At 70.4% G+C, this 13078-nt stretch carries 11 protein-coding genes and 2 pseudogenes; 4 read left to right on the top strand and 9 right to left on the bottom strand.

Annotated elements, in window-relative coordinates; all coding sequences use genetic code 11:
- Positions 1–1446: an AlkA N-terminal domain-containing protein gene (locus C1I89_RS16530; RefSeq protein WP_102773776.1), complete on the bottom strand. Its 1446-nt coding sequence runs from the start codon at positions 1444–1446 to the stop codon at positions 1–3.
- A 146-nt stretch (positions 1447–1592) separates the two neighbouring features.
- Between C1I89_RS16530 and C1I89_RS16525 the strand changes: the two genes are divergently transcribed.
- The 4 genes and pseudogenes from C1I89_RS16525 to C1I89_RS16510 all read left to right on the top strand — a co-directional run.
- Positions 1593–2132, top strand: coding sequence for a methylated-DNA--[protein]-cysteine S-methyltransferase (locus C1I89_RS16525; protein WP_102773775.1), 540 nt, complete (start codon positions 1593–1595; stop codon positions 2130–2132).
- Positions 2133–2225: 93 nt separating this feature from the next.
- Positions 2226–3311 (top strand): tartrate dehydrogenase, encoded by a 1086-nt coding sequence (locus C1I89_RS16520; RefSeq protein ID WP_102773774.1) that lies wholly within the window; start codon positions 2226–2228, stop codon positions 3309–3311.
- A 41-nt stretch (positions 3312–3352) separates the two neighbouring features.
- Positions 3353–4391, top strand: a pseudogene (locus C1I89_RS16515) (Bug family tripartite tricarboxylate transporter substrate binding protein).
- Positions 4392–4399: 8 nt separating this feature from the next.
- A pseudogene (locus C1I89_RS16510) lies at positions 4400–4948 on the top strand (Bug family tripartite tricarboxylate transporter substrate binding protein); the annotation flags it as partial.
- Between the two features lie 337 nt (positions 4949–5285).
- Here the strand turns inward: C1I89_RS16510 and C1I89_RS16505 are convergent.
- The 8 genes from C1I89_RS16505 to urtE form a co-directional block, all read right to left on the bottom strand.
- Positions 5286–5891, bottom strand: coding sequence for a phosphatase PAP2 family protein (locus C1I89_RS16505; RefSeq protein WP_102773773.1), 606 nt, complete (start codon positions 5889–5891; stop codon positions 5286–5288).
- A 91-nt stretch (positions 5892–5982) separates the two neighbouring features.
- The gene (gene arsC / locus C1I89_RS16500) at positions 5983–6411 is read right to left on the bottom strand and encodes an arsenate reductase (glutaredoxin) (RefSeq protein ID WP_102773771.1); all 429 of its coding nucleotides are present in this window, start codon (positions 6409–6411) and stop codon (positions 5983–5985) included.
- A gap of 66 nt (positions 6412–6477) precedes the next feature.
- Entirely contained in the window at positions 6478–7338 is an 861-nt protein-coding gene (locus tag C1I89_RS35295; RefSeq protein WP_258231477.1) for a phosphatase PAP2 family protein, read from the bottom strand.
- A gap of 178 nt (positions 7339–7516) precedes the next feature.
- The gene (gene arsC / locus C1I89_RS16490) at positions 7517–7945 is read right to left on the bottom strand and encodes an arsenate reductase (glutaredoxin) (protein WP_102773771.1); all 429 of its coding nucleotides are present in this window, start codon (positions 7943–7945) and stop codon (positions 7517–7519) included.
- A gap of 66 nt (positions 7946–8011) precedes the next feature.
- A complete protein-coding gene (locus C1I89_RS16485; protein WP_102773770.1) occupies positions 8012–9523 on the bottom strand; it encodes a PepSY domain-containing protein in 1512 nt (503 codons plus the stop codon).
- Between the two features lie 15 nt (positions 9524–9538).
- Positions 9539–11740: a TonB-dependent receptor gene (locus C1I89_RS16480; protein ID WP_102773769.1), complete on the bottom strand. Its 2202-nt coding sequence runs from the start codon at positions 11738–11740 to the stop codon at positions 9539–9541.
- A 188-nt stretch (positions 11741–11928) separates the two neighbouring features.
- A complete protein-coding gene (locus C1I89_RS16475) occupies positions 11929–12342 on the bottom strand; it encodes a DUF2946 domain-containing protein (protein ID WP_102773768.1) in 414 nt (137 codons plus the stop codon).
- 36 nt (positions 12343–12378) lie between these two features.
- Positions 12379–13077: an urea ABC transporter ATP-binding subunit UrtE gene (gene urtE, locus C1I89_RS16470; protein ID WP_102773767.1), complete on the bottom strand. Its 699-nt coding sequence runs from the start codon at positions 13075–13077 to the stop codon at positions 12379–12381.
- Position 13078: the final 1 nt, after the last annotated feature.

Raw genomic sequence — 13078 nt, 5'->3', positions numbered from 1 at the left:
TCAGGCCGCCCACAGGTGCTGCGCCGCGTAGGCGCGCCACGGCCGCCACGCCTCGGCGCGCGCCAGCAGCTGCGCCGGCGTGTAGGCGCGCGATTCCAGCCGTTCCAGCGCGCGTATCAGGCCGATGTCGGCCGACGGAAACGCATCGGGCTCGCGCAGCTGGCGCAGCGCGATGTATTGCGCCGTCCATTCGCCGATGCCGCGGATCTCGCGCAGCCGCAGCACGGACTCGGCCAGGCTGCCGCCGGCTTCGAACAAATGCCTGTCGGCGACCGCCGCGGCGGCCACCGCCGACAGGGTGGCGGCGCGGCTGCGCGGCATGCCCAGCGACGCGAGCTCGGCGCCGGCCACGGCTTCGGGCAGCGGAAACACGTGCGTGAGCGCGCCGTCGGGCTGCGCCATGGGCGCGCCGTGCGCAGCCACCAGCTTGCCGGCCAGCCGGATCGCGGCGGCGACCGTGATCTGCTGCCCCAGCACGGCGCGCATCGCCAGCTCGAAGCCGTCCCAGGCGCCGGGCACGCGCAGCCCCGGCCTGGCCTGGATCAGCGCGGTCAGGACCGGGTCGCGCGCAAACTGCGCGGCGATGGCCACCGGGTCGCTGGCCAGGTCGAACACGCGGCGCAGCCGCGCGATGATGGCGGGCAGGGCCTGCAGCCGCGGAAAACGCACCACGGCCTGCAAGGCATTGCCGGCGCCGGGCCGCACGCTCACCGTGCCCTGGCTGCCGTCCAAGCAGATGGTGCGCGCGTAGGTGTCGCCCTCGACCCGCTCGACGCCGGGGATGGCGCGCAACCGCAGGAAGTCCAGCATCGCGTCCCAGTCGTAGGGCGGGCGGTAGCGCAGCAGCAGCCTGATCTCGCCGTCCTGCCGCGCGGAGACCTCGGGTTTGCCGGAGCGCCGCAGCTCGCCCGGCGCGCGGCCGAACAGGTCGTGGAATATCTCGTTGAAGCGGCGGATGCTGCCGAAGCCCGAGGCGAAGGCGATTTCGGCCATCGGCAGCCGGGTTTCGTGGATCAGCTGCTTGGCCAGCAGCACGCGCCGCGTCTGGGCGACGGCCACCGGCGAGGCGCCCAGGTGCTGGCGGAACTGGCGCCGCAGCTGGCGTTCGCCCACGCCCAGCCGCCGGGCCAGCGCGTCCACGCCGTCCTCGTCCAGCGCGCCGAGTTCGATCAGCTGCAGCGCGCGCGACACGCTGTCGGGCAGTTCGTGCCCCGGGGCCAGCTCCGGCGCGGTTTCGGGCCGGCAGCGCAGGCAGGGATGGTAGCCGGCCTCCTGCGCCGCGGCCGCCGTGGCGTAGAACGTCACGTTCTTCGATAGCGGGGTGCGCGCCGGGCAGACCGGGCGGCAATAAATGCCCGTGGTCTTGACGGCCGTGAAGAAGCGGCCGTCGTAACGGGCGTCGCGCACCTGGATGGCGCTGTAGCAGGCGTCGTGGTTCAAGTCCATGCGGCCATGCTAACGCCGCCGCGCGGCTCCGATCTAGCGGTTTTCGGACATTGTTGTGCACGCGGCATTGCTGTCCGAAAACCGCGAGCGCCGGTCCGCGGCCGGTTCTATATTCTGCCCATGTCCATCGCATAACCGGAGCCCGCATGTCCGTGCAGCCGCAGGTCTTTTTTCTCGAACGGGCGCCCACGCCCATCGGCCGCATGCTGATCCTCGGCGACGAGCGCGGGCAGCTGCGCGCGGTGGACTGGGAGGACTACGAGCCGCGCATGCACAGGCTGCTGCGCACCCAGTACCGCCGGCAGCCCATCGCGCTGCGCGACGCCGCGCAGGCCTCGCCCGCGCGCCGCGCGCTGGAGGCTTACTTCGACGGCGCGGTGCGCGCCATCGACGCGCTGGACGTGGCCACCGGCGGCACCGATTTCCAGCGCCAGGTCTGGCAGGCCCTGCGCGGCATCGCCGGCGGCGCGCCGATCACGTATGGCGCGCTCGCGCAGCGCATCGCGCGGCCCACGGCCGTGCGCGCGGTGGGGCTGGCCAACGGCGCCAATCCGGTGGGCATCGTCGTGCCCTGCCATCGCGTCGTGGGCGCGGACGCGTCGCTGACCGGCTATGGCGGCGGCCTGCACCGCAAGCGCTGGCTGCTGGAGCACGAGGCGCGCTGGTGCCCGCGATCTTCAACCTGAAGTTAAAGTTGTTTTGAATTCCGGGGCGGCCGCGAACAAAGCGCCTCGGTACAGTGCCGACAGACCCTCACCTGCAAGGAGCCCTGTCGGCATATGAAGACTTACCGCATCGCAACCATTCCCGGCGACGGCATCGGCAAGGAAGTGATTCCGGCCGGCCGCCGGGTCATGCAGGAACTGGCCGGACAGGGCGGCCTGCGTTTCGAGTTCGAGGATTTCGACTGGGGCGGCGACTACTACCGCAAGCACGGCGTCATGATGCCGGCCGACGGCCTGGACGCGCTGCGCGACAAGGACGCGATCCTGTTCGGTTCCGCCGGCGATCCGCACATTGCCGACCACATCACGCTGTGGGGCCTGAGGCTGAAGATCTGCCAGGGCTTCGACCAGTACGCCAACGTGCGCCCCACGCGCATCCTGCCCGGCATCGACGCCCCGCTCAAGCGCTGCGCGCCGGCGCAGCTGGATTGGGTGATCGTGCGCGAGAACTCCGAAGGCGAATATTCGGGCGTGGGCGGCCGCGTGCACCAGGGCCATCCCATCGAAGCGGCGACAGACGTGTCCATCATGACCCGCGCCGGCGTCGAGCGCATCCTGCGCTTCGCGTTCCGGCTGGCGCAGTCGCGCCCGCGCAAGCTGCTGACCGTCATCACCAAATCCAACGCGCAGCGCCACGCCATGGTGATGTGGGACGAGATCGCGCTGCAGGTCAGCCGCGAATTTCCCGACGTGACCTGGGACAAGGAACTGGTCGACGCCGCCACCGCCCGCATGGTCAACCGCCCGGCGTCGCTGGACACCATCGTCGCCACCAATCTGCACGCCGACATCCTGAGCGACCTGGCGGCGGCGCTGGCCGGCAGCCTGGGCATCGCGCCCACCGGCAACATCGATCCCGAGCGCCGCTATCCGTCCATGTTCGAGCCCATCCACGGATCGGCCTTCGACATCATGGGCAAGGGCCTGGCCAATCCGGTGGGCACGTTCTGGTCGGTGGTCATGCTGCTGGAGCACCTGGGCGAAACCCAGGCGGCCGCGCGGCTCATGCAGGCCATCGAAAGCGTCACCGCCGATCCGGCGCTGCACACCGGCGATCTGGGCGGCAGCGCGACCACGGAGCAGGTCACTGCGGCGGTCTGCGCCAAGCTGGCCGCGCTGGCGCCGGCCCGCGCGGCCTGAGGCGCCGGCGACACGGCCATACCCATAACGAGGAGACAACCATGCACAAGAAAGCCGTTCGCGCGCGCGCCCTGGCGTTCGCCTGTCTGTTGGGCCTGTCTTTCGCCGGCGCCGCGTCGGCGCAAACCTATCCGGCGCGGCCGATCAGCCTGGTGGTGCCGTTCCCGGCCGGCGGCACCACCGACGTGCTGGCCCGCGCGCTGGGCCAGGAACTGAGCAAGAGCCTGGGCCAGCCGGTGGTGGTGGAGAACAAGCCGGGCGCCGGTTCCACGCTGGGCGCCGACTACGTGGCCAAGGCCGCGCCCGACGGCTACACGCTGCTGATGGGGGCGGTGCACCACACCATCGCCACCAGCGTCTACAAGAGCCTGCATTACGACTTCCAGAAGGATTTCGCGCCGGTCACGACGGTGGCCCTNNAAGAGCCTGCATTACGACTTCCAGAAGGATTTCGCGCCGGTCACGACGGTGGCCCTGGTGCCCAACGTGCTGGTGGTCAATCCCAGGCTGGAGGCCAGGGACGTCCAGGGCCTGCTGACGATGGCGCGGGCCGCGCCCGGCAAGCTGACCTTCGGATCGAACGGCATGGGCACCGGCCAGCACCTGATCGGCGCGCAGTTCGAGAAAGAAGGCCACGTGAAGCTGCTGCACGTGCCCTACAAGGGCAGCGGCCCGCTGACCACCGACCTGCTGGGCGGGCAGATCGACATGTCGTTCGACACCATCACGCCGGTGCTGGCGCACATCCAGAGCGGCAAGCTGCGCGCGCTGGCCGTGACCACGAACAAGCGTTCGGCGGCCCTGCCCGACGTGCCCACGATGGAGGAGGCCGGCCTCAAGCCCTTCGACATGGGCACGTGGTTCGGCGTGCTGGCGCCGGCGGCCGTGCCCAAGGAGGTGGTGCAGCGGCTGAACGCGGAGATGGTGAAGATCATCCGCTCGCCGGATTTCTCGCGCCGCATGGCGGAGATCGGCGCCGTGCCCATCGGCGACAGCCCGGCCGAAATGCAGGCCCGCATCGGGGCCGACACCGCGAATTACGCCAAGCTGGTCAAGGAAGCCAAGGTCGCGATCAATTGACGCTGNNNCTGCTGACGATGGCGCGGGCCGCGCCCGGCAAGCTGACCTTCGGATCGAACGGCATGGGCACCGGCCAGCACCTGATCGGCGCGCAGTTCGAGAAAGAAGGCCACGTGAAGCTGCTGCACGTGCCCTACAAGGGCAGCGGCCCGCTGACCACCGACCTGCTGGGCGGGCAGATCGACATGTCGTTCGACACCATCACGCCGGTGCTGGCGCACATCCAGAGCGGCAAGCTGCGCGCGCTGGCCGTGACCACGAACAAGCGTTCGGCGGCCCTGCCCGACGTGCCCACGATGGAGGAGGCCGGCCTCAAGCCCTTCGACATGGGCACGTGGTTCGGCGTGCTGGCGCCGGCGGCCGTGCCCAAGGAGGTGGTGCAGCGGCTGAACGCGGAGATGGTGAAGATCATCCGCTCGCCGGATTTCTCGCGCCGCATGGCGGAGATCGGCGCCGTGCCCATCGGCGACAGCCCGGCCGAAATGCAGGCCCGCATCGGGGCCGACACCGCGAATTACGCCAAGCTGGTCAAGGAAGCCAAGGTCGCGATCAATTGACGCTGCCCGAATCGTAGGATGGGTGCAGCGCGAGAATTCTTAAGCAAGAACCCGGATGCTGAACGCGCGAAACCCATCAGGCGGCGCCAGCCGCCGCCTTTCGTGGCAAGAGGTAAAAGCCGGCTTGCACCGGCCGATGGGTTTCGCGCGCTTGGCGCTTGGGTTTTTTCGTCGGGAATCTCGCGCTGCACCCATCCTACGATTCGAGCCACGAACGTAGGATGGGTGCAGCGCGAGACGCCTCGGACAAGAAAACGAATGCCGAACGCGCGAAACCCATCGATTGGCGGCGGCCAGCGGCGCCGGTCAAGGACGCCAAGGTCGCGATCAACTGACGTCAGGCGCGGATCCAGCCGCGCGCGATGGGCAGGGCCAGCAGCTTGCGGTACACGGCCTGGGCGAAGTCGGTCAGCGGCGCGCCCGCGCGGTTCCACAGCGGCACGGCCGCCGCCGCGGCCAGCGGAGCCAGGGCCAGGCCGCCGGCGATGTCCAGCGGGAAATGCACGCCCAGGTACACCCGCGAGACGCCGACCGCCACGGCCAGCGCCAGCGCGGCCCAGCCCAGGCCCGCCCAGCGCCGGTCGAAGATCAGCGCCCAGGCCAGGGTGGCGATGATGATGGTGTGGTTGCTGGGAAACGACGAGGTCGCGGCATGCGAGAAAAACGCATGGCCCAGCCCGATGACGAAGGGGCGGGGGTGCGGCCACAGCGCGCCGCACAGATAGCTGGCGAACAGCCCCAGGGCCACGCTGGCCAGGGCCTTGAGCGCCAGGTCGCGCTGGGCCGCGCCGCCCCACAGCCAGGCCGCGGCCAATCCGGCCGGGACCAGCAGGATCAAGCGGTTGGCCACCAGCATGGCGGCGTGCAGCTGCCATGCCGGCGTGGCCGGGTCGGCGTTGAGCAGCAGGAACAGGGACTGGTTAAGGTTTTCCAGGGAATTCATGACACGTCATCGCAGCGTAATAAATGAATAGCCACGATGGTAGTGAGGATTCCCGTCAGTCTGCTTACAAAATGCGCCGAATCCCGTGGTTTTACTTCTGGATGCGATTGCCCTGCGCGTCGATCACCGGCTCGCCGTCTTCCTTGGCGAAAGCGCCTTGTTGCGGGGCCGGCAGGATGTCCAGCACCAGTTCGGACGGGCGGCACAGGCGCGCGCCCAGCGGCGTGGAGACGAAGGGGCGGTTGAGCAGGATCGGATGCTGCTCGATGGCGTCCAGCAGCGCCTCGTCAGAGAGGGAAGCGTCGTCCAGGCCCAGTTCGTGGTAGGGCGTGCCTTTTTCCCGCAGGGCGTCGCGCACGCCGATGCCGGCCCGCTTGAACAGGGCCTTCAGGGTGTCGCGCGAGGGCGGGGTTTCCAGGTACAGCACGACCTCGGGTTCGATGCCGGCGTTACGGATCATGGCCAGGGTATTGCGGGAGGTGCCGCACTTGGGGTTGTGATAGATGGTTACGTCGGACATGTCAGGCTCCTCTTTCCGGTGAATCGTCATGCGAGGCAGTGAGCATAGTGCATTCGCGCCCGGGCTTCAGGCGCGCAGCTTCCTGCCCAGGCGGCGCCAGCCGATGACCGCGCCCGTCAGACTCAGCGCCGCGCCGCCCAGGCTCAGGAAAATCAGCAGCGCGTCCCACAGCGGGCGGCGGGCCAGCAGGCCGGTCCAGTCCCAGCTGTGCAGGAAGGCGAACAGCCAGCGGCTGGCGCGCGCGCCGCGGTCCTGGCGTGCCAGGATCTGGCCGGTGCGCGGGTCCAGGTAGACCCAGGTCGCGCGCGCATCGCCGAACACCGCGCGCCAGGCCGGCAGCGGTTTTTCGACGTGACCCAGCATCGCGTGCGCGTCGCGCGCGTAGTAGTAGAAGTCGTAGGCGTCCAGTTCTTCGATGCGCAGCAGCGGCGCGCCGGGCAGCAGCCGGGCGGCCGCGTCGCGCAGCGCCGCCGGGTCCAGGCTGATTGGCGCGGCGGCGCGCGCCGACAGCACTTGCGGCGCNGCGGCCAGCGGAGCCAGGGCCAGGCCGCCGGCGATGTCCAGCGGGAAATGCACGCCCAGGTACACCCGCGAGACGCCGACCGCCACGGCCAGCGCCAGCGCGGCCCAGCCCAGGCCCGCCCAGCGCCGGTCGAAGATCAGCGCCCAGGCCAGGGTGGCGATGATGATGGTGTGGTTGCTGGGAAACGACGAGGTCGCGGCATGCGAGAAAAACGCATGGCCCAGCCCGATGACGAAGGGGCGGGGGTGCGGCCACAGCGCGCCGCACAGATAGCTGGCGAACAGCCCCAGGGCCACGCTGGCCAGGGCCTTGAGCGCCAGGTCGCGCTGGGCCGCGCCGCCCCACAGCCAGGCCGCGGCCAATCCGGCCGGGACCAGCAGGATCAAGCGGTTGGCCACCAGCATGGCGGCGTGCAGCTGCCATGCCGGCGTGGCCGGGTCGGCGTTGAGCAGCAGGAACAGGGACTGGTTAAGGTTTTCCAGGGAATTCATGACACGTCATCGCAGCGTAATAAATGAATAGCCACGATGGTAGTGAGGATTCCCGTCAGTCTGCTTACAAAATGCGCCGAATCCCGTGGTTTTACTTCTGGATGCGATTGCCCTGCGCGTCGATCACCGGCTCGCCGTCTTCCTTGGCGAAAGCGCCTTGTTGCGGGGCCGGCAGGATGTCCAGCACCAGTTCGGACGGGCGGCACAGGCGCGCGCCCAGCGGCGTGGAGACGAAGGGGCGGTTGAGCAGGATCGGATGCTGCTCGATGGCGTCCAGCAGCGCCTCGTCAGAGAGGGAAGCGTCGTCCAGGCCCAGTTCGTGGTAGGGCGTGCCTTTTTCCCGCAGGGCGTCGCGCACGCCGATGCCGGCCCGCTTGAACAGGGCCTTCAGGGTGTCGCGCGAGGGCGGGGTTTCCAGGTACAGCACGACCTCGGGTTCGATGCCGGCGTTACGGATCATGGCCAGGGTATTGCGGGAGGTGCCGCACTTGGGGTTGTGATAGATGGTTACGTCGGACATGTCAGGCTCCTCTTTCCGGTGAATCGTCATGCGAGGCAGTGAGCATAGTGCATTCGCGCCCGGGCTTCAGGCGCGCAGCTTCCTGCCCAGGCGGCGCCAGCCGATGACCGCGCCCGTCAGACTCAGCGCCGCGCCGCCCAGGCTCAGGAAAATCAGCAGCGCGTCCCACAGCGGGCGGCGGGCCAGCAGGCCGGTCCAGTCCCAGCTGTGCAGGAAGGCGAACAGCCAGCGGCTGGCGCGCGCGCCGCGGTCCTGGCGTGCCAGGATCTGGCCGGTGCGCGGGTCCAGGTAGACCCAGGTCGCGCGCGCATCGCCGAACACCGCGCGCCAGGCCGGCAGCGGTTTTTCGACGTGACCCAGCATCGCGTGCGCGTCGCGCGCGTAGTAGTAGAAGTCGTAGGCGTCCAGTTCTTCGATGCGCAGCAGCGGCGCGCCGGGCAGCAGCCGGGCGGCCGCGTCGCGCAGCGCCGCCGGGTCCAGGCTGATTGGCGCGGCGGCGCGCGCCGACAGCACTTGCGGCGCGCCCGGGCCGCTGCGCGCCAGCGCCAGGTCGCGGCCCTGCGCGCGGGCCCAGGTCAATTCGCGCGGGGGCGCGGGCAGGGCGGCGATCAGCGCCGCCGGCGCGGCCAGCGGCGGCCCTGCCTCGGGCTGGCCGGCGTAGGCCGCCGTCGCCAGCGGCGCCTGGTGGCCCGAGAAGATCTTCCATGGATTCATGGACATCAGCCCGCTGAAGATCCAGGTGATGGTGATGACGGCGAACAGCAGCCCGCTCAGGTGGTGCCAGCGCATCATGGACTCGCGGTAGGGCGAGCGGCTGCCGCTGGCGTAGGGCCGCGAGAAGCGCCAACGCAGCAGGCCCACCACGGTGCCGGTCAGCGCCAGCAGCACGCCGGCCACGGACAGCCACACGACGGCGTCGTGCCACCACGGGTCCAGGGCGTTGCCGCGCAGCGGATAGAGCCAGTGGATCCAGGCGCCCGCGTAGTTCCACATGCGTTCGGCGCGCGTGGCGTCGCGCACCACCATGCCGGTGGCCGAGGACACGTACAGGCGTGTGCCCGCCGGATCGTCCAGCTCCAGCCGGTGCAGCGGGCGGTCGGGGTCGAGCGCGCGGGAATGGGTATGGGCGTCCTCGTCGACCAGGCCGTCGTAGCGCGCGGCGTAACGGCCGCCGGACCAGGCCGCGGCCGTGGCCCGCGCGACCGCGGCGTCGGCGCGGGGCAGCAGCGCGCCGGTGGCCGCGTCCACCACCTTGGGCGCTTCGCGCCGGCCGCCGGGCACCAGATAGACCGGGGCGCCGCCGCGCGCGGCGGCCAGGGTCAGTCCGGGCGCGTCGGCCGCGCCCGCGGCCGCCAGCGCCTGGGCCGGCGTCACGGCGATGGCGGCGGCGTCCAGCGCGGGCAGGTGGGCCAGCCGCTCCTGCGGCGTCAGCTTGGGATAGCCGACGTACATCATCACCACGCCCGAAACGAACCACATGGCGAAGAACAGGCACAGCACGATGCCGGCCCAGCGGTGGGTCAGGTAGAGCCAGCGCTTGACGCGGGCGGCGGGCGGCGCGGAAGAGGAGGTTTTCATGATGGGCGCGCCTGGTCAGAAACGGGCCTGCAGGCTCAGTTCCACCGAGCGCGGCGCGCCCAGGTAGTACATGGTCGGGGTCGCGTACGCGGCATAGACCTTGTCGGTCAGGTTGCGCACGCGCGCCGTGACGCTGAGGCTGCGGTTGATGCGGTGCGACAGCGCCGCGTCGAACACGGTGTAGGACGGCGTCTGCACCGTGTTGGCGGCGTCCGCGTACATGCGGCCCACGTAGCGCGCGGCCAGGCTGGCGCTCCAGTCGGGCGCGAAGGCGTAGTCCAGCCAGACGTTGGCCAGGCGCCGCGGCGTGTTGGCCGGCACGTTGCCGTTGCGCGAGACCGGCACGCCGCCCACCGCCTGCGAGAAATCGTCGTACTGCGGATCGACGAAGGCGGCGTTGGCCTGCAGGGACAGGCTGGAGCTCAGCTGCAGGCCGCCGGCCAGTTCGATGCCGCGCGCCGACTGCGCGCCCACCGGCACGCTGACGCCGGGATTGTCCGGGTCGGAGGTGGCCATGTTCTTGCGCCTGATCTCGTACACGGCCAGGGTGGCCGACCCGCGGCCGTCCCAGAAATTGAACTTGGCGCCGGCCTCGGCCTGCCAGCCGGTGGTGAGCTTGTCGTTGTTCAGCACGTCGGCGAACGAGGCCGTGGCCAGCAGGCCCGAGGGAGGATCGGCCGCGGTGGCGTACTGCGCGTACAGCGAGGCCTCGGGGCTCAGCTCCCAGTTCACGCCCAGCCTGCCGGTCAGGGGCGAATAGCTGCGCTGCGCGCTGGCCGGCGAGGCGGCGGTGACGGCGCGGCGGTTGGTCAGGTCCAGGTCGATGAAGTCCTTGCGCAGCGCCGACACGATGGCCACGCCGGGCAGCACTTCGGTGCGGTTTTCCAGCGTCAGCGCCAGGGTGCGGATGCGGTTGTCGCGGTCGGCGACGTGGCCGCGCGTCATGCCGGGTATGTCGTAGAAGTCCCCGGCCGCGAAGTCGTAGGGATCGACCGCGTCCGCCTGCGCGGGCAGGCTGGTGGGATAGCGCGTGACCTTGTTTTCGCTGAAATCGGCGCCGAACGACCAGTCGCTGGGCAGGCCGGCCAGCGTGGAGCGGTACAGGCCTTCGACACGGTTGCCCAGCAGGCTTTGCTCGTGGCGCTGCAACAGCGCGCCGGAGCGCAGCACCAGGCTGTTGCCGGCATTGAGGCGGTAATTCTCCAGGTTGCGGTAGTCGCGTTCGGCGCGGTAGTAGTACAGCGTGTTCTTCAGCGTCAGGTTGGCGCCGGCGCGCCATTCCGTCAGCGAGCGCGCCCACAGCACGGACTGCTCGTACAGGCCGTCGTTGACGTTGTAGTTCTTGAACCGGGTGCCGTCCAGGATGCGGCCGGTGCCGCGCACCACGCCGTCGGGGCCGGTCTTGAGCGGCGTGCCCCAGTAGGGGCGGTCCACCTGCTCGCGCTGGTATTCGAAGGCGAAGGTCTGGGTCACGTCGGCGCCCAGGTCCGACAGCAGCGACACCGCCACCTGGCTGGCGCGGCTGTGGTTGCCGTCGATCCAGCCGTGGCTGGAGCCGGTGTTGGCGTCCAGGCGCAGGTAATGGCCGCGCCCGCCCGGCTCGCCGGCCAGCTGCTGGTTCAGGCCGACCGAAGCCTGGCGGCTGTCGAACGAACCGATCCGCAGCTGGCCTTCGTAGAAGGTATCGCGCTGCGGCAGCTTGGTGACGTAGTTGATGGCGCCGCCGACCGCGCCCGCGCCGAACAGAAAGGTGGACGGCCCGCCGATCGCCTCGACGCGGTCATAGATCCAGCTGTCCACCGGCCGGCCCGCGACGGCGTCGTACTGCACCGAGATGCCGTTGAACAGCTGCGCGACCTGGCCGCCGGAGAAGCCGCGGTAGCTCACCGCGCCGGGGTTGCCCGGCGGCGAGGCGTTGTCCACGCCCGCGATGCCGCGGGCGATTTCCTGGGTGTTCAGCGACCCGCGCGCCTCGATCTGGTCGCGCGTGATCACGGTGACGCTGGCCGGCGTCTCGCGCAGGGTCAGGCCCAGGCGGCTGCCGGTGCTGTCCTGCGCGTCCAGGTCGATCGGGCCGTTGGGCGCGGGCGCCTCGTGGGCGGCGCCGACCACGGTGGTCGGGGCCAGCGTCTGCACGGCGGGTTCGGCGCCCTGGGCGCAGGCGTTGCCGCCGGCGAGCGCGCCGAGCAGCAGGGTATAGCGGGTGGTTTTCTTCATGTCTGGAACCGGTGGTCCGTCCCGCGCGCCCGGCTGCGCTGCCGAAAACGGGCAGGGCGGGTCGGATCGCGAGGGCCGGGATGACGGCGCGCCGCCGCCGGCGCAGGGCGCGCGGCGGAAACGTGGCGACGGGGAAACGAGCGGACGGGCGCGCGCGGTCCGCCTTCAGGCGGCGCGGCGGCGCGGGCTCAGTTCGCGGGCGGGGCGCGCGGCTGGGCCGCGCTCCAGGCATGAAGCGGGTGCGCCGCCAGGAAGAACAGCGGCGGGTAGGTGACGGCGCGCCCGACCGGAGCGGGCACCACCGGCACCGGCGCGGGCAGGATGCCCACGTCGGCATGGGGATTGCGGCAGAGCGGGCAGTGGTGGCTGTCGCCGTGCGTGTCGGTCGCGGTGCCGTCGCCGGCCGGCGGCACGTCCAGGGTCAGGGAGGCCGGCGCCTGGTCGCCGCCGACGCAGTAATCGACGCTGATGCTGCGATGCGCGCCGTGGGCGTCCGAGGGCAGGCCCAGCGCATGAGCCAGCGACGGTGCCAACGACGCCCACAGGATCGCGGCGAGTGCGATCCATGTTGCGGGGCGGGTCAGGAACGATGCGAAGCTCATGGCGCGAAATTATATCGGAGGGCGCCACGTTTCTTTCTATACGGACAAATGCCGTCGCACGTCGTCGCCGTCGATCGCCTCGCGCTCGCCGCTGGCCACCACTTCGCCGCGCGACAGCACGACGAACCGGTCCGCCAGCTCGCGGGCGAAATCGAAATACTGTTCGCACAGGAGGATGGCGATGTCGCCGCGCCGGCGCAGCATGTGGATGACGCGGGCGATGTCCTTGATGATCGAAGGCTGGATGCCCTCGGTGGGCTCGTCCAGGATGATGAGCCTGGGTTCGGCCACCAGGGCGCGCGCGATCGCCAGCTGTTGCTGCTGCCCGCCGGACAGGTCGCCGCCGCGGCGCGACAGCATGGTGGCCAGCACCGGAAACAGTTCGAACACCTCTTCCTTGATGCGGCGCGCGCGCGCCGCCGGCTTGGCCGCCATGCCCATCAGGATGTTCTCTTCGACCGTCAGGCGGGCGAAGATGTCGCGGCCCTGCGGCACGTAGGCGATGCCGCGCGCGGCGCGCTGGTGCGGGGCCAGGCGGGTGATGTCGGCGCCGTCGAACACGATGCTGCCGCGGGCCACCGGCAGCACGCCCATCACGCATTTGAGCAGCGTGGTCTTGCCCACGCCGTTGCGCCCCAGCAGCGTCAGGCATTCGCCCTGCCGCAGCGACAGCGAGACGCCGCGCAGGGTATGGCTGCCGCCGTAGTATTGGTCGATCGCGTTCACGTCCAGCATT

The sequence above is a fragment of the Achromobacter pulmonis genome (genome assembly GCF_002885955.2).
GTDB classification, from domain to species: Bacteria; Pseudomonadota; Gammaproteobacteria; order Burkholderiales; family Burkholderiaceae_B; genus Achromobacter; species Achromobacter pulmonis_A.
Note: the sequence above shows the minus strand (reverse complement) of the source record. Positions and strands in the feature narration are given on the sequence as shown.

Bases quoted from the DNA above. Each gene is read 5' to 3' on its own strand.
- C1I89_RS16530 (WP_102773776.1), bottom strand. From the start codon at position 1,446: ATGGACTTGAACCACGACGCCTGCTACAGCGCCATCCAGGTGCGCGAC.
- C1I89_RS16525 (WP_102773775.1), top strand. From the start codon at position 1,593: ATGTCCGTGCAGCCGCAGGTCTTTTTTCTCGAACGGGCGCCCACGCCC.
- C1I89_RS16520 (WP_102773774.1), top strand. From the start codon at position 2,226: ATGAAGACTTACCGCATCGCAACCATTCCCGGCGACGGCATCGGCAAG.
- C1I89_RS16505 (WP_102773773.1), bottom strand. From the start codon at position 5,891: ATGAATTCCCTGGAAAACCTTAACCAGTCCCTGTTCCTGCTGCTCAAC.
- arsC (WP_102773771.1), bottom strand. From the start codon at position 6,411: ATGTCCGACGTAACCATCTATCACAACCCCAAGTGCGGCACCTCCCGC.
- arsC (WP_102773771.1), bottom strand. From the start codon at position 7,945: ATGTCCGACGTAACCATCTATCACAACCCCAAGTGCGGCACCTCCCGC.
- C1I89_RS16485 (WP_102773770.1), bottom strand. From the start codon at position 9,523: ATGAAAACCTCCTCTTCCGCGCCGCCCGCCGCCCGCGTCAAGCGCTGG.
- C1I89_RS16480 (WP_102773769.1), bottom strand. From the start codon at position 11,740: ATGAAGAAAACCACCCGCTATACCCTGCTGCTCGGCGCGCTCGCCGGC.
- C1I89_RS16475 (WP_102773768.1), bottom strand. From the start codon at position 12,342: ATGAGCTTCGCATCGTTCCTGACCCGCCCCGCAACATGGATCGCACTC.
- urtE (WP_102773767.1), bottom strand. From the start codon at position 13,077: ATGCTGGACGTGAACGCGATCGACCAATACTACGGCGGCAGCCATACC.